Raw genomic sequence first — 16631 nt, 5'->3', positions numbered from 1 at the left:
AGCACCGTTCACGTCTTTTTGCATGCCTTCCGTTGTCTACCTGCTCGGCCTCACCGTCTTTTCACTGACCACCGCGGAGTTCATGGTTGCCGGCATGATGCCGTCGCTGGCCCAAGCGCTCGGCGTCACGATCGGCGAGATCGGCTATCTGATTTCGCTGTATGCGTTGGGTATGGCGATTGGTGGGCCCTTGTTGACCGCCCTGCTGCTGGCATTGCGCATGCCCCACAAGCGCGCATTGGTATGGCTGCTCGCACTCAACGTGGCCGGCGCCGTGCTGGCGGCAATGGCGCCCGACTATCTCACGATGGCCGTTGCGCGCGTGATCATGGGGGTGGCGAGTTCGGCGTGCATTGGCGTGTCGCTCACGCTGTGCGCGGCACTCGTGGCACCGGATGCGCGCGGGCGGGCAGCCTCCTTCGTCCTGGGTGGCCTCATGCTCGCACCCGTGGTGGGTGTACCGATCACCGCATTGATTGAACAGTACGTCGGCTGGCGCGCCAGTTTCTGGGCAGTGGCGATGCTGGCGTTGGTGTGCACGGCGATCGTGGCCGCACGCGTGCCCGCCACCGAATCGCAGCATCCGGTGAGGCTCGCCCCCGAAGTGCGTGCCCTGTTCAACGGCTCGCTTTGGGCAGCCTATGCCACCAGTGGTCTCATCATCGGCGCCACCTTTACCGCGTTCACCTATTTCTCGCCTATTTTCACGCAAATCACCGGTTTCTCCGTCAGCGCCATTCCCTGGCTGCTGGCGATCTACGGCTGCGCCAACGTCCTCGGCAATCTTGTCGTGGGCCGCTACGCCGATCGCTACACCCTGCCGATACTGGTGCTGGGGCTGGCGGTGCTCGGCACCGCGCTGGCGACATTCGCACTGGCCGCACAGCACGCCGTGGTGGGCGTGTGTGCCTTCCTTGCGATCGGCCTGAGCGGCGTGTCGCTCAACCCTGCCATGGTGGCGCGGGTGATGCGTGCGGCCTCTCCCGGCCCGCTCGTGAACACCATGCACGCATCGATCATCACGGCCGGCATCGCTCTGGGTACGTGGGCGGGCGGCATGACCATCGATGCAGGCTATGGATTGCGATCGCCGTTGTGGGTCGGCACGCTATTCGCCGCTATTGGGTTGCTGAGCCTGGCGCCATCTGCGCGCCGAGGCAAAGCGCCTCAGTGACGACTATCCGGCCTGCGACGGCGCCAGCAACGACAGCCCCAGCTGCGCCCGGCGCTGCAGCCACAGACTGGCGCGATAACGCGGGTCGCCAGTCACGTCGAGAAGATTGCGCAGCACTTCCACGATCGTCGCAGCGCCGAGCTTGTCGCCCATCGCCAGCGGACCGGCGGGGTAACCCAGCCCCAGCGTGACGGCGCGGTCGATGTCCTCGGGCGTGGCGACTTTTTGCTGCGCGATATCGCTTGCGACGTTGACGATGGCCGCCACGATACGCTGCGCCACGAAGCCCGGCGAATCTTCGATCACGCTCACCGGCACGCCATCCTTGGCGAACAGCGCATGCGCGGCATCGCGCCACGCCGCGCCGGTCGCTGGCGAAACCATGATGCAACGACGATTGACCCCTTCAACGCCAAACAGCGTATCCAGACCTACCGTACGCGTGGCATCCAGGCCTTGCGACTGCACCGCCGTCGACACGTCCTGCCCATAGGGCGTGACGACGATCAAGGCATCGGCCGGCGGCTTGGCGGTCACCGCGAGATCCGCCCCCAGCGCCTTGATCAGCGACACGGCACGCGCGTGCCCATCGCCATGTTGCGGGCTGACCCACACCGTGAGCCCTGCTTGCAGCGCCGGCACCGCCGGCTCATCGGGCACCTGCTTCTTGCCATCGGCGTAGGTGTAAAACCCTTCGCCTGCCTTGCGCCCCACCAAGCCCCCGGCCAAGCGCACCGCGGTGATGGGCGACGGGCGAAAACGCGGCTCGTCGTAGAACTGGCGATAGATCGACTCCATCACAGGATGCGACACATCCAGCGCAGTGAGGTCCAGCAACTCGAACGGCCCCATGCGAAAGCCGGCCTGGTCGCGCATCAACGCATCGATCTGATCGAACGGTGCAACCGCCTCTTGCGCCACGCGCAGGCCTTCGATATTCATGCCGCGCCCGGCGTGATTGACGATGAAGCCAGGCATGTCGCGCGCGCGCACTGCCGTGTGGCCCATGCGGCGGCCGAGGTCCATCAAGGCGTCGCCCGCCGCCGGATCGCTGCGTAATCCGTCGATCACCTCCACCACTTTCATCAGCGGCACAGGATTGAAGAAGTGATATCCCACCACGCGCTCGGGATGCTTGCACTGCGCGGCGATGGCCGTGATCGAGAGCGACGACGTGTTGGAGGCCAGAATGCACTGCGCATCCACAATGCCTTCCAGGTCGGCAAAGAGCGCGCGCTTCACCTCCAGGCGTTCCACGATGGCTTCGATGACCAGATCGCAACCTGCCAGATCGGTGAGCGCTTGAGCGGGCGAAATCCGGGCGAACGCGGCCTGCGCATCGGCGGGCGTGAGCTTGCCTTTCTGCGACAAGGTTTCCCAGGTCTTCGACAGGGCTTGCGTTGCAGCAGTGACCGCGTCTGCGCTCACGTCGAAAAGTCTGACGTTCAACCCTGCTTGCGCGGCGATCTGAACGATGCCGCGGCCCATGGCGCCGGCGCCGACGATGCCGATCGTATTGATTGCTTTCACTGCCTGTCTCCCTGTTGTCGCGACGTCGAATCAACGCCGGGTACGCGCATTAATCAAGCGGCGTCACACTTCCATCTGAATCGCATCGATCTCGGCGTCGCTCAAGCCCAGGCGGTCGCGCAGCACTTCGCGTGTGTGCTGACCCAGCGTGGGCGCAGGATGCCGATACTGCACGGGGCTGTCGGACAGCTTGATCGGGCTCGATGCCACCGGTGCCGTGCCCGCCAAAGGGTGAGGCAGCTCTCGGCGCATTTCGCGCGCGACGACCTGCGGATCCTCGAACACCTGATCGATCGTGTTGATCGGACCGGCCGGCACGCCGGCTTTCTCCAGCTCGGCCAGCCAGAAATCACGCGCACCGCCGCCCATCAGCTCAACCAGGATCGGCACGAGCTCGGCGCGATTGCGCACACGTTGCGGATTGGTGGCAAAACGGGGGTCGTCGGCCAATTCGGGGCGGCCGATCACGCGGCTATACGCGCGGAACTGACTGTCGTTACCCACGGCCACGATCAAGTGCCCGTCGTTCGACGCAAACACCTGATAGGGCACCAGGTTCTGATGCGCGTTGCCGGCGCGCTTGGGCGCCACATCCGAAGTGAGATAGTTGGTGGTTTGATTGGCCAGCATGGCCACCTGGCAGTCCAGCAGGGCCATGTCGATGTGCTGCCCGAGCCCGCTGCGATCGCGTTCGTGCACCGCAGCCAATACGCCCACCGTGGCGTACATGCCCGTCATCAGATCGGCCACCGCAACGCCCGCCTTCTGCGGTCCGCCGCCAGGCAGATCGTCGCGCTCGCCGGTGATGCTCATCAGGCCGCCCATGCCCTGGATCATGAAGTCGTAGCCGGGACGATGTGCGTAAGGCCCCGTCTGACCGAAGCCGGTAATGGAGCAGTAAATCAAGCGCGGATTGATGGCCTTCAGACTCTCGTAGTCGAGACCGTATTTGCGCAGACCGCCAACCTTGAAATTCTCGACGAAGATGTCGCTATCGACCGCCAGGCGGCGCACCAGCTCGGCGCCCGCCGGTGTGGCGATATCGATCGCTACCGACATCTTGTTGCGGTTGGCCGAAAGATAGTAGGCCGCTTCGCTGGTGTCGTGCCCTTCGCCGTCGCGCAGATAAGGCGGGCCCCATCCACGTGTGTCGTCGCCGCTATTGGGGCGCTCGATCTTCACCACTTCGGCGCCGAGATCGGCCAGGTTTTGCGTGCACCACGGACCCGCGAGCACGCGGGTCAGATCCAGGACGCGGAGACCGGCAAGCGGCGGGGGACGATGTGACATGAGGCTCGTTATTCAAGAGGTGGTAAGTGACCGAAACCGGACAACCAAACGACACGTCCGGGCGATGAGACCTGCAAAAAAAGGGCGTTCCGGTTTAAGCTTGGACCAGCTATACCTCGCCGCTTCAAGCGGGTTGCCGGCGACCCCAGCCGGCCATTATAAATCGCAGAGGAGACACATGCCCCACGAACTGGCCACATCACTGCACGCACAGATGCGATTGCCCGTCATCTGTGCCCCGATGTTCATCGTATCCAACCCCAACCTGGTCGTCGCGCAGTGCACCAGTGGCGTGATTGGATCGTTCCCTGCGCTCAACGCCCGCCCGCAAAGTCTCCTCGACGAGTGGCTGCACGAGATCACCGAACGGCTCGACGCGGCACGGGCGCAGCCCGACGCACGCGTGGCGCCTTTCGCCGTCAATCAGATCATTCACCACAGCAACGACCGGCTCGCGCTCGATCTGGAGGCCTGCGGCAAGCATCGCGTGCCGCTGATCATCACCAGCCTGCGTGCACCCGGCGAAGTGGTGGATGCGGTGCATGCGTGGGGCGGCAAGGTATTCCATGATGTGACGACGATCCGGCATGCCGAGAAAGCACTCGAAGCCGGCGTCGACGGTCTGATCCTCGTGGCCGCCGGCGCGGGTGGCCATGCCGGCACGTTGAGCCCCTTCGCCTTGCTGGGCGAAGTGCGCAAATTCTTCGACGGCCCGATTGCCCTGTCCGGCGCGATCACTAATGGCCGCGCGGTGCTCGCAGCCCAGGCCATGGGTGCCGATTTCGCTTATATCGGCACGCGTTTCATCGCCAGCGAAGAGGCCAATGCCGCGCAAGCCTACAAGGACATGATCGTGTCGTCATCGGCCGCCGATGTGCTGTACACGCCGTTCTTTACCGGCATCCCCGGCAACTATCTGTCGGGCAGCATCACCGCATCGGGACTCGACCCCACTGCCCTGCCCGCACCCGAGCCGCAGGCCAGCAATTTCGGCAGCACGCGCGTCAAGCCCTGGCGTGACGTCTGGGGCGCAGGACAAGGCGTGGGCACGATCGATCAGGTGCGGCCCACACGCGACATCGTCGCCACGATGGCCGACGAGTATCGCGCCGCGCAGGCCGCGCTGGCCAAGGCATCGTTCGCATGAGCGCCGGGCTTCTCACCGCCCTCGACGGCGGCGTGTTGCGGCTCACACTGAGTCGGGTGGCCCAACGCAATGCGCTCGACAGCGCACTCTACGACGCGCTGTCCGATGCGATCGGCAATGCAGCTGACAACACCGACATCCGGGTAATTTTGATCACCGGCGATGGCGGCTGCTTTACCGCCGGCAACGATCTGCGCGACTTCCAGGCTGAGCGCCCGTCGGGCGACAGCCCGGCGATCCGCTTTCTGCGCACGATCGCGGCCACGCCAGTGCCCGTGATCGCGGCGGTCGAGGGCTTTGCGATCGGCATCGGCGTGACGATGCTGCTGCATTGCGATGCCGTATTTGCCGCCGAGAATACGGTCATGCAGTTGCCCTTCGTGTCGCTTGGGCTGTGTCCGGAAGGCGGATCGAGCCTGCTGCTGCCGCAACGCGTCGGCGCCATGCGTGCGAACGATTGGTTGATGTCGGCCCGGCGTTTCGACGGTACCGAAGCGGCGCAGGCCGGTTTGATCACCGCCGCAACGCCATCTGGCGAAACGCTGCAGGCCGCTGAGCACATGGCACGGCTGTGGGCCACTCAGCCCCGCGACGCCTTGCGCCTGACCAAGCACATGTTGAAACGCGACGCCCAGGCTGCGGTCGACAAGACGCTGCAATATGAGGCGACCCAATTCGCTGCCCGCCTGAAGACCGACGAGGCGCAGGCGGCGTTCAAGGCGTTCTTTACGAAGAAGGCGAAGGCGTAGCGCGGCCGGTCGCGGTGCCAGGCATCTTGCTGGGTGGGCAGCTTCGCGGCGAGCACGGCACGGGCGTCGTCGCAGGATGCCAAGGCGCATGTGCGAGGCGATTGAGGGTGGTCCCATATCGCGGGCACCCACAGCGGGCAACACGCACCGTGGCAATTCTGGGGCGTCAGAACATCGGTCTACGCAGCATGCGCCGCAGAACCCGCACGGTCTGGTTCAAAACGGGCTCTTCGGATCGAAGGACGGCGGCCGGCGTTCGCGCAACGACTGAATGCCTTCCTGCACGTCCGGGCCGGAGAACCCCATGAACTCCAGCGCCAGTGACGCATCGAAACTCGGGCCCGCCATGCGCAGCCAATTATTGAGCGAGTACTTCGTCCACCGAATCGCAGTTTGCGAGCCGTGGGCAAGCTTGCCGGCGACTTCGAAAGCACGCGGAATGAGATCGGCCTCGTCGACACACAACGACACCAGACCGATCCGCTCGGCCTCCTCGCCGCTCACGGCCTCGCATAACAGCAAGTGATATTTGGCCTTGGCCATCCCGCACAACAACGGCCAGACGATCGCGGCATGATCGCCTGCGGCTACGCCAAGCCGGGTATGGCCGTCGATGATGCGTGCGTTACGTGACGCGATCGAAATGTCGGCCAGCAAGCCGACCACAAGCCCCGCGCCCACCGCCGCGCCATGCATGGCCGACACGATCGGCTTGCTGCAATTGATCACGTTGTAGACCAGGTCGCGCGCTTCGCGCCAGACCCGTGCGCGCACAGCAAAATCCTCTGCCATCTCCGCCACGAGACCCAGATCGCCCCCGCCCGAAAAGCCTTTACCCTCACCCCGAATGATGACGACGCGCACCTCGGGATCGGCATCGATGTCGCGCCAGACGTCGGCAAGTTCGCGATGCAGATTGGCGTCGGCGGTAGAGAGGCTGTCTGCACGACCGCCTTTGCCGGGCATCACCAGTTCGAGAATGCCGTCAGGATGATGGTGAAAGATAAGGGAGGTATAAGCAGCGTAGCGATCCGACACGATGGGGTTGTCTCCTTGAGGATGGCGGGGTGCGCGAGCGATCTGTGCCGCGCGTCGTTTTGGGTTGTGGATGCCGCTTGCGTGTTCGAGGCCTACACGGCGATCTACTATTGATGCACTATATCCGCGATAAGCCGCCACCTGTGCCTACCGGCCTCCGGCACGATCGTCTTCAAAGGGATATTTGCTGTGAGCTACCCCGCCTCGTCTGCCGTCGCATCCCCGAGCGAACCCATCGCACCCATCGCACGCAGGGAATTGACTGCCGTGTTCGCGCCGCGCGAGGCCGACACCAACAAAGGCAGCTTCGGCGCCGTGGGCATATTGGGTGGGGGACCCGGCATGACTGGCGCCGCGCTCTTGGCTGCGCGCGCTGCGCTGAAGTTGGGCGCTGGCAAGGTATTCATTGGCTTTCCGACCGACGATCTTCCCTTCCCCTGCGACATGCTGCACCCCGAGCTGATGCTGCGAGATGCACGTGGGCTGTTGTCTGCCAAAGTGGTCACCACCTGGGTGGCGGGATGCGGGCTGGGCGAAACCGACACAGCCGTCGCGCTGCTGGAAACGCTGATGGCGTCAGTGAACGACACACCCCTTGTGCTGGACGCGGACGGATTGAACCTGCTTGCAGCCAACCGCGTCCAACTGCCACGCAGCACGCACACCGTGCTCACACCGCACCCGGCCGAAGCTGGCCGCCTGTTGGGCAGCGACGCCCAGGCGGTGCAACACGATCGGCCGGCTGCTGCTCGGGCGCTTGTCGCCAAATTCGGAACGTGGATTGTGCTCAAAGGGGCCAACACCCTGATCGCGTCTCCTGAAGGCGATTTGCGGATCAACCACACCGGCAACCCCGGTCTGGCGACAGGCGGAACGGGCGACACCCTGGCAGGCATGATGGGCGCACTGATCGCGCAGGGCATTCCAATGGGCGAGGCGGTGATGGGTGCCGTGTGGCTGCATGGCGCTGCGGCGGACCTACTCGCCAGCCGAGGAATCGGACCAATGGGCATGACGGCCGGCGAACTCCCCGATGCCGCACGCGAACTGCGGAACGGCCCACCTCGATCCTGAAACCGTCTTCATGGTCCTCTCTTCTGGATGCTCTGCACTTGCTGTGGATGATCGGCACTCGTTCTGGGTAATCGGCACTCGTTCTGGGTAATCGGCACTTGCTCTGGGTGATCGGCACTTGCTCTGGGTGATCGGCACTCGTTCTGGAGGCTGTACTTCGCCCGCCAGACCCGCCTGAAAGCACGTCATAGTGAGTGACTGCTTACTTTCGACTCAATATTCGCTCGTCATCGCGTTAGGCGGGGTACGGCCAAGCGCCTGTCCGCTGTCGTCGGAATCTCAACCCGTTGATTGAATGATCGAATTCTGGTCGCCAAGAGGATGTCGGGGGTATGACTCGGTCGATATCTCGCGCTGCAGCGCACAAAAACAACGGACTAGGGTTTACCCTGAAAAACCGGTTGCTATTCGACTAGGGTTATCCCTATAATGGCTTACCCGAACGCGAAATGAACTGGAGTTAACCATGAACCGCATCTCTTACGACCAAAATATCCGCTTGACCGACACCCTGGAACGCGACCTTCTCCGCGGTGCGATGCAACAACAGAACGACCTGCGCCCGATGGCTGCCCTGAAGGCTGGTGCCTTGGCTGCTGTTGCTGCGTTCAGCGCTTTCGTCTCGTTCGTTCGTGACGTCAACGCCTCGATGGACGACGCTCGCCAAAAAAGCACGAAGTTCACCAACGCTCAGTGGTAAGCAGCCCGGCCTTGCGGCCACGGCTTTCGGTCTGCCGATCAATTTGTCGGACTGAATGAGAATGGTGTTGCCAGCATCTAGTCCGTTGAGATGTTGAAATGTGCTGTCTTTGAAGTGATCAGCAGTCGATAGCCGGTATCGATTGTCCCAACGTCACTTGCTGTGCTGTTGTTGTGTTGTTGCGTTATGTTGTCGGGTTGTTTGTTGCAGTGGTTCTGATTGCAGAGCCACATCCGGCGCCTGTTTGATGGCGCCGGCCAAGCGAGCCGCTGTTGTTGCTGTACTTACCGCGCATGCCGTTCGGCATGCCAGCCGTTGATTCGCTGTTGCGGGTCAACACCAATACGATGTGCCGCTGTCGGCGTTGCATCAACATCCCGCGCGTTCTCACAAACGCGCCACTCCAAAAAGCCATTGCTCCGAAGATCGACATCCGATGCGATGGCATCATGCCGTCCGCGTCGAGCTTAGTCGCATGCATCACCGCATCAATGGATCGGTACATCGGTACATCGGCACATCCGTGCATCCGTGCATCCGTGCATCCGTGCATCCGTGCATCAACGCATTGGTGCATGAGTGCATCACTGCCGTATAGTCTTGCGCTGTCGAGCCCCTCTTGAGCGTCGCTCGCAGGCGTGTTCATGACACGTGCCACGGCCTGCACTTGCAGCCACGCTTCTGCGGGTTATCCCGCCGGCTTGCTCAGCATCGACTTGAGCATCGCGAGCCTTTCCTTCGGGCTCATCGCACGATGCGTATCTTCCTCGGTCACCTTGACCTGACTCAAACCCATCTCTTCGATAAACCGCGACGGCTCGCGCACCAGATCTTCGCGCGCACGGCGCCGCTTCTTGCACCAGCTCAGGTGCAAGGTGCGCTGCGCGCGCGTGATGCCCACGTACATCAAACGACGTTCTTCTTCGATGCGCGTGGCCAACGATTCGGCGGCGCGCGCCGGATCGCCTTCTTCCTCGTCCTTGCCCAAGTGTGGCAACAGGCCCTCTTCCACACCCGCCAGATAAACGTGCGGGTACTCCAGGCCTTTGGACGCATGAAGCGTAGAGAGCTTCACCGCGTCGGGATTATCTTCTTCTCCGCGTTCCAGCATCGTGACCAACGCGATGTGCTGCACCAGCTCGAATAGCGTCATGCCGTCTTCGTCGGCCTTGCGCTTCAACCAGCCGGTGAGCTCGAGCACATTCTGCCAACGCGTTTGCGCGGGCCGCTCTTCAAGCGTGTCGTACAGATATCGTTCGTACTGTATGGCGCCGAGCATGTCGTCCAGAATCTGGCCGGCGCTGTCGGTGGCGCCGCTTTCGAGCCGGCCGTCGCGACGCCCTGCCCGCCACTGAATGCGCTGGATAAATTCCACAAACGTGCGCAACGGCTCGATCTGACGGGGGGTAAGGCGACTTTCCAAGCCCGTTTCAAATACGGCACCGAACAGCGGCAACTCGCGCTCGGCCGCGTAGGTGCCCAAGGCCTGCAACGTGGCCTGACCGATGCCGCGTTTGGGCGTGGTGGCCGCACGAATGAACGCGGGATCATCGCTGTCGTTGGCGACGATGCGCAAGTACGACAGCACATCGCGAATCTCCGCTTTGTCGAAGAAACTCTGCCCGCCCGAAATCGCGTAGGGAATCTTCAGATTGCGCATCGCCTGCTCAAGGATGCGCGCCTGATGATTGCTGCGATACAGGATCGCGAAATCGCGCCATTCGGCCCGCCGCTCCACGCGCGCGGCCGACACTTTCATCGCCAGCGATTCGGCCTCGAGCTCCTCACTGTCCATTGCCGTCACGACAATGGGCTCGCCCACGCCAAGATCGGACCACAGCTTTTTCTCGAACAGCTTGGGATTTCGTTCGATCACCTGATTGGCTGCGGCCAGGATGCGTTGCACCGAACGGTAATTTTGCTCAAGCTTGATCAATTTGATCGACGGATAGTCGGTCGTAAGCCGCGCAAGATTTTCCATGGTGGCGCCGCGCCAGGCGTAGATCGCCTGGTCGTCGTCGCCGACGGCGGTAAACATCGCACGCGGACCGGTCAGCAGTTGCACCAAACGGTACTGGCACACGTTGGTGTCCTGATACTCGTCCACCAACAGATACCGCACGCGATTTTGCCACCGCGTGCGCACCTCTTCATTGCTGGCGAGGATCTGCGCCGGAAGCCGAATCAGATCGTCGAAGTCGACGGCTTGATAGGCTTGCAGGGTTGCAGCGTAACTGCGATAGACAGTGGCGGCTTCCGTCTCACCCGGTGTCGCGGCAATGCGTGCCGCCTCATCCGGATCGATCAAGCCGTTCTTCCAGAGCGAAATGGTCTGCTGCACGTTGCGCAGCCTGCCCTTGTCGGTACTGGCGAGCAATTCCTGCACGATGCCCAGGGCATCGTCGGAGTCGAGAATCGAGAACTGCGCTTTCAGATTGGCATGCCGAGCCTCTTCGCGCAAAAACCGCACGCCCAGGGCGTGGAACGTGCTGATAGTCAGCCCTTTGGCCAACTTGCGATCCACCAACGTCTTCACACGCTCGTTCATCTCGCGCGCGGCCTTGTTGGTGAACGTGAGCGCCACCACGTTGCGCCCCATGTAGCCGCAGTCGCGCAGCAGATACGCAATCTTCTGCGTGATCACGCGCGTCTTGCCGCTGCCGGCACCCGCCAACACCAGACAAGGGCCGTCGAGGTACAGCATCGCTTCGGCTTGCGCGGGATTCATCCCGGCTGCGATGGTCTGCGTTTCAGATTTCAAGGGGATCGACTTCCAGTTGCCAGCGAACGCGACACGTGGAGGCGAGCGCGGGGAGCGCGTCGTTCCAGGCGGTAAGGAATGCCTGTAAGGCGGGACGATGCTGCGCTTCGATCAGCAACTGTGCCCGCTCGACATTGGCCACGCGCACAACACGCAGGGGTACTGGATCGTACAGCGTTATATGGTCGCCGTACGTGCCGCAGACATGCTCCGGCGTACTGGCCAGCGCGCGCGCCTGTTGCAGAAACCCGATGGCCTGCTGCAACTCGCGCGCTTCGGCCGTCAACAATGCCTGAAAAGCAAACGGCGGCAATCCCGTCTCTTCGCGCTCCTTCAACGCGTGGCGTGCGAACCCGACATAATCGTGTCGCACGAGCGCCTGGTAGATGAACTGATCGGGATAGCCCGTTTGAATCAGCACCTCGCCGTTACCCGCGTGCCGGCCAGCTCGGCCGCCGACCTGCATCAGTTGTGCGAACAAGCGCTCAGGGGCCCGGAAATCATGCGCAAACAGCATGGCATCGGCGTTGAGCACCCCCACCAATCCCAAGCGCGCAAAATCGTGGCCTTTGGCCACCATCTGCGTGCCCACGAGAATATCGACGTCGCCGGCGTGTACTTGATCGAACAGCGCCTGTGCACTCCCCTTGCGACGCGTGGTGTCGGCATCGATACGCGAAATGCGTGCGTCCGGGAAGATCTCGGCCAGATGCTCCTCGACCCGCTGCGTGCCGCGGCCCATGGGCTGCAGATCCTGGTCACCACACTCCGGGCACGCGCGGGGCACCCGCGATTGAAAACCGCAATGGTGGCACTGCAGCCGATGGCTGCCGCCCGAAAAACGATGCAATACGGTGTATGCCGTGCAGCGCGGGCAGGACGATACCCAGGCGCAATGCGTGCATTGCAGCACGGGCGAATAGCCGCGCCGATTGATGAACACCAACGACTGCTCGCCCGCCTCCAATCGTTTGCCGATCGCCGTGATGAGCTGATCGGAAAACCCTTGCTTGAGGGACGCGCGACGCGTGTCGACAAGCCTGACGGTGGGCAGCGTGCTCGCCCGGGCGCGCGCTTGCAGGGTCAGGCGCCGATACCGGCCGCGCTCGGCGTGCTGCCATGTTTCCAGCGATGGCGTGGCCGACCCCAGGATGATGGGAATGCCCGCTTCATGCGCCCGCCAGACGGCCAGATCGCGTGCCGAGTAACGCAGGCCATCCTGCTGCTTGTAGGAGGCTTCATGCTCTTCATCGACCACGATCAGACCCAAGTCGGCCATCGGCGCGAAAATGGCCATGCGGGTGCCCAGCAGCATGCGCACGTCACCGCGTTGCGCACCTACCCATGACGCCAACCGCTCGCCATCCGATAATCCGCTGTGCATCACGGCAACCGCATGCGGTCCAACCACATGCTCCAACCGGCGCCGCAGCGATGCTTCGAGTTGCGGTGTGAGATTGATTTCAGGCACGAGCAGCAACACCTGCCGGCCCCGCGCCAGGATATCGGCAGCCGCATGCATGTACACCTCGGTCTTGCCGCTGCCAGTCACGCCATGCAGCAAGACCGGCGAAAAGCCTTCCAGATCACGCAGCGTCGCCACCGCCAGCGCCTGTTGCTCATTGAGCTCGGGGGCGACATCCGCTGCCACATCCACGACGGGTCGCGCGCGGCGTTTATCCAGGCGTGCGATCGGCCCCGATGCCGAGCGAGCGCCCACGTAGGCGGAGGGCTTGCGCAGCGCCGGCGGCAATGCAGGCAGGATCACCTCGCCCCAGGGGCGTTGATAGTAGTCCGCTGCAAAGCGCGTGAGCTTGAGCCATTGCGCCGAGAATGGGGGCAGATCATCCAGAATGCGTTCGACCGCGCGAACGGTTTCGGGCGCCACACCGGGTGCGTCGGCGTGCCCCACGACCACGCCGATCAACTGCCGGCGGCCGAAAGACACGATCACGCGCGTACCCACCGGCACGGGGATTTCCGACCGGTAATCGAACGGCCCGGGCAGCGGGACATCCAGCACCACGTTAAGCCAATGCACAGCCTTTTCCCCGGGCGCGTGCGTAGCGCGCTCCTGCTCGGGGGGCAATGAGGAAGCATTAGCGGTGACGGACGTCACCGCTTCGAGAACGACGGATTCCGAATGTGGCACTTAAAGTAATTTCTGGAATGTGCGGCTAAGCGACTGACCGGCAGCGACAATCGGAAATGTTCACTGCCGGCCTGTGGATAACTTTGGGGAAAAGAAAAGGAAAAGCGCGCAAACCATCCTATAACACAACTTGCGAACCATACCAGACCAGCGGGAAAATATTTTAAATCAACATTCAAATCAATGACTTAGATGCTCTTCGGCAAATGTAACGAATGTATTGTGGGTTTTCCCGACTAGCTAAAATTTTGTGCACAAGTCCATTCGCTACGACGCAGTGCAGCGACAGCGGTCAAGCCGAATCGACGCCCTTGCCGGGTTGATCAAGCATGAAATGCACGGCTGTAGTTGTGCACTTCGTCGACCAGAACGCCCACCGACTCAGGCGGTGTGAAGCGCGAAATGCCATGACCGAGATTGAACACGTGGCCGCCGGCTCCCACCTGACCGTAACCGTCCAGTACCCGACGCGCTTCGCGACGGATGGCCTGTTCGCCGCCAAACAGCGCCATCGGATCCAGATTGCCCTGAAACGCCACCTTGTCCTGCACGCGCTTACGTGCCGAACCCAGGTTGACCGTCCAGTCGACCCCCATCGCGTCGCACCCACAGCCGGCGATATCCTCGAGCCAGAGGCCACCGCCCTTGGTAAACACGATCACCGGCACCTTGCGGCCTTCGCGCTCGCGCGTAAGACCGGCAACCACGCGCCGCGTGTAGGCGAGCGAGAATTCCTGGAACAAGCCCTCGCCCAAGACGCCGCCCCAGCTATCGAAAATCATTACCGCTTGCGCGCCGGCTTCGATTTGCGCATTGAGGTACTGCTGCGTGGCTTGCGCATTGATCTCGAGCATGTGATGCACCAGGTCGGGCCGCGAATACATCATCGTCTTGATCAGACGGTAGTCGTCGGAGCCTTTGCCTTCGACCATGTAGCAACCGATCGTCCAGGGGCTACCTGCAAAGCCGATGAGCGGGACACGGCCGTTCAAGTCGCGGCGAATGGTCGCGACCGCGTCGAACACGTAGCGCAGCTTGTCCATATCGGGTACGGCCAGCGCCTTCACATCGGCTTCGGTGCGCACGGGATGCGCAAAGCGCGGCCCCTCGCCGATCGCAAAGTCGAGCCCCAATCCCATGGCATGCGGAACGGTGAGGATGTCGGAAAACAGAATGGCCGCATCGAGATCGAAACGCTCCAACGGCTGCAACGTGACTTCGCTCGCATACTGCGGATTCTGCGCAAGTTCCATGAAGGAACCGGCTCGCGCACGCGTTTCGTTGTACTCGGGCAGATAGCGTCCCGCTTGGCGCATCAGCCAGATCGGCGTGTAGGGCACAGGTTCGCGCATCAGCGCACGTAAGAACACATCATTTTGCAGAACAGGGGCAGACACGGCGATCCTTGAAGAGCTTCAACGGGGGATTTTACTGCCTCGACGCAAGACTGCGACCAGCGCGTTCGGTAAAAGCATCGTCAGCGGTATCGCGCCGGAAAGTGGCGGCATCGATACCGTGCTTGCGCATCAATGCCCAGAAGGCCCTGCGGTGTTTGTCGGACGCGCGCGCAGCCCGAGCCACATTGCCGGCGTGGCGCGACAGCGCAAGCCGCAGATAGTCTTGCTCGAATTGTGCGACCACGCGCGATTTTGCCTGACGGAACGGCTCATCGTCACGCACCTGCGGCGCCTGCGACAACGCGCGGAGCGTGGCATCGAAATCGCTGCTGCTGACCCGCACCCGAGCATGCAGCGGCGCCGGAGCGCCCTCCTGCGACCCGCCGAAGGATCCGGCACCCATGAGTGTCGGCAGTGCGCCTGCAGCGCCACCGTAAGCCCTTGGCGGCTCACCAATGCCTGACGTGATCGGGGGTGCGATGCCAATGCCTTTCGCCGCGCCATGACCGATCCCATTGGCCGCGTTGAACGCCCCGCCGATATCGCGCGGCAGCCGCTGCCAACGCATGCGTAACTCGTCCAGACTGAACGGCGCAGTGATGAAATCGGCCATACCAAGATCGAACAGATCCTGCAGTCCGACCGCCCGGAGGTCGCGGGTATAGCCGACGACCGGCGTGCGCAGCGTGCTGCGCGCGGCCGCCAGTGCGGTGCGCGCCCAACCCAACGTGGCCGGCGTCACTGCCAGCACGCACACATCGAATCGCATCAGCGCCGTAGCCAGGCGCGCGAGCAGTTGAGGACTGGGCGCCTGCTCGGAGGCCTCTGGCGCCTCCAGACGCACCGGCGACCATGCCACACGCTGCATGACGAGCATCTGGACATCCACGGCCGCAAGTGGGTCGTCATGATGATGAGGATCGAAGAGAAACGCACACTCCAATTGCTCTCGCATCGGGGCCTCCTGTCGCGGCAAAAACCTCAGACTACGGAAGCCCTGAGGCCCTGACTATTCGCACAAGCCACATTGCGGCAACTACGTGCGCGGCGACAGGCAGCGGCGGCCCCGACGCGCCACGGCCGAGCGCGCAGCCCTACCCAATGCAAATCGAACGGGCATGAAAAAAGCAGCCCGAAGGCTGCTTTTCCAGCGTCGCCGCAAGCGATGCGGCGCCGATGCGCTCAGTGCGAACTCGATTTGCCCTTGAGCAAGCGAGCGGCGTGAACCTCTGCCGTCAGCATGGCGAGCTCTGCCTCGACCTGGGCGATGTCTGCACGGTCCTTGGCATTGCGCAATGCTTCCTCAGCCTTCTTACGGGCTTCCTCGGCGCGGGCTTCGTCCAGATCGCCAGCACGAATCGCGGTGTCGACCAGCACGGTAACCATGCCAGGCTGCACTTCGAGAATGCCGCCGGCCACGAAGATCGACTCTTCGGTACCGTCGGTACGCGTGACTTTGACGATACCAGGCCGGATGCGCGAAATCAGCGGGGTGTGCCCGGGCAAGATGCCCAGTTCACCCGCCTCGCCAGGCAGAGCCACGAACTTCGCCTCACCGGTGAAGATCGCTTCCTCTGCGCTGACGACGTCTACTTGCAGGGTAGCCATATGTATACGTC

Annotated in this window: 14 protein-coding genes; 5 read left to right on the top strand and 9 right to left on the bottom strand. The window is 62.8% G+C overall.

Annotation, left to right across the window (positions count from 1 at the left end; all coding sequences use genetic code 11):
* Positions 1-22 precede the first annotated feature (22 nt).
* Positions 23-1174 carry an MFS transporter gene (locus EYW45_RS14475; RefSeq protein ID WP_161136084.1) on the top strand — a complete coding sequence of 384 codons (1152 nt, stop codon included), beginning with the start codon at positions 23-25 and terminating at the stop codon, positions 1172-1174.
* Positions 1175-1177: 3 nt separating this feature from the next.
* Here EYW45_RS14475 and EYW45_RS14470 read toward each other — a convergent pair whose 3' ends face one another.
* The gene (locus EYW45_RS14470; protein ID WP_161136083.1) at positions 1178-2704 is read right to left on the bottom strand and encodes a 3-hydroxyacyl-CoA dehydrogenase; all 1527 of its coding nucleotides are present in this window, start codon (positions 2702-2704) and stop codon (positions 1178-1180) included.
* Between the two features lie 63 nt (positions 2705-2767).
* Positions 2768-3994 (bottom strand): CaiB/BaiF CoA transferase family protein, encoded by a 1227-nt coding sequence (locus EYW45_RS14465; RefSeq protein ID WP_161136082.1) that lies wholly within the window; start codon positions 3992-3994, stop codon positions 2768-2770.
* Positions 3995-4172: 178 nt separating this feature from the next.
* Between EYW45_RS14465 and EYW45_RS14460 the strand changes: the two genes are divergently transcribed.
* Positions 4173-5141: an NAD(P)H-dependent flavin oxidoreductase gene (locus tag EYW45_RS14460; protein ID WP_161136081.1), complete on the top strand. Its 969-nt coding sequence runs from the start codon at positions 4173-4175 to the stop codon at positions 5139-5141.
* The gene (locus EYW45_RS14455) at positions 5138-5890 is read left to right on the top strand and encodes an enoyl-CoA hydratase-related protein (RefSeq protein WP_161136080.1); all 753 of its coding nucleotides are present in this window, start codon (positions 5138-5140) and stop codon (positions 5888-5890) included. Before EYW45_RS14460 ends, EYW45_RS14455 begins: the two co-directional genes overlap by 4 nt.
* 216 nt (positions 5891-6106) lie before the next feature.
* Here EYW45_RS14455 and EYW45_RS14450 read toward each other — a convergent pair whose 3' ends face one another.
* Positions 6107-6928: an enoyl-CoA hydratase/isomerase family protein gene (locus tag EYW45_RS14450; RefSeq protein ID WP_328703635.1), complete on the bottom strand. Its 822-nt coding sequence runs from the start codon at positions 6926-6928 to the stop codon at positions 6107-6109.
* Between the two features lie 189 nt (positions 6929-7117).
* On the opposite strand from EYW45_RS14450, the gene EYW45_RS14445 reads away from it, so the two are divergent.
* Complete coding sequence (locus tag EYW45_RS14445) at positions 7118-8002, top strand: NAD(P)H-hydrate dehydratase (protein ID WP_328703634.1); 885 nt, start codon at positions 7118-7120, stop codon at positions 8000-8002.
* A gap of 466 nt (positions 8003-8468) precedes the next feature.
* The gene (locus tag EYW45_RS14440; RefSeq protein ID WP_161136079.1) at positions 8469-8702 is read left to right on the top strand and encodes a hypothetical protein; all 234 of its coding nucleotides are present in this window, start codon (positions 8469-8471) and stop codon (positions 8700-8702) included.
* A gap of 184 nt (positions 8703-8886) precedes the next feature.
* On the opposite strand, the gene EYW45_RS14435 is transcribed toward EYW45_RS14440, so the two are convergent.
* The 6 genes from EYW45_RS14435 to EYW45_RS14410 all read right to left on the bottom strand — a co-directional run bounded on the left by EYW45_RS14435 (position 8887) and on the right by EYW45_RS14410 (position 16620).
* On the bottom strand, positions 8887-9348 hold the full coding sequence (locus EYW45_RS14435) for a hypothetical protein (protein WP_161136078.1): 462 nt from the start codon (positions 9346-9348) through the stop codon (positions 8887-8889).
* 42 nt (positions 9349-9390) lie between these two features.
* On the bottom strand, positions 9391-11430 hold the full coding sequence (locus tag EYW45_RS14430) for a UvrD-helicase domain-containing protein (protein ID WP_161136268.1): 2040 nt from the start codon (positions 11428-11430) through the stop codon (positions 9391-9393).
* A 22-nt stretch (positions 11431-11452) separates the two neighbouring features.
* Positions 11453-13504 carry a primosomal protein N' gene (locus EYW45_RS14425; RefSeq protein WP_328703633.1) on the bottom strand — a complete coding sequence of 684 codons (2052 nt, stop codon included), beginning with the start codon at positions 13502-13504 and terminating at the stop codon, positions 11453-11455.
* Between the two features lie 434 nt (positions 13505-13938).
* Complete coding sequence (gene hemE, locus EYW45_RS14420) at positions 13939-15012, bottom strand: uroporphyrinogen decarboxylase (protein WP_161136077.1); 1074 nt, start codon at positions 15010-15012, stop codon at positions 13939-13941.
* Between the two features lie 31 nt (positions 15013-15043).
* Complete coding sequence (locus EYW45_RS14415) at positions 15044-15967, bottom strand: helix-turn-helix domain-containing protein (RefSeq protein WP_235939037.1); 924 nt, start codon at positions 15965-15967, stop codon at positions 15044-15046.
* Between the two features lie 227 nt (positions 15968-16194).
* On the bottom strand, positions 16195-16620 hold the full coding sequence (locus tag EYW45_RS14410) for a F0F1 ATP synthase subunit epsilon (protein ID WP_161136076.1): 426 nt from the start codon (positions 16618-16620) through the stop codon (positions 16195-16197).
* Between the last annotated feature and the right edge of the window lie 11 nt (positions 16621-16631).

The organism is Schauerella aestuarii (assembly GCF_009866805.1).
GTDB lineage: Bacteria > Pseudomonadota > Gammaproteobacteria > Burkholderiales > Burkholderiaceae_B > Schauerella > Schauerella aestuarii.
Note: the sequence above shows the minus strand (reverse complement) of the source record. Positions and strands in the feature narration are given on the sequence as shown.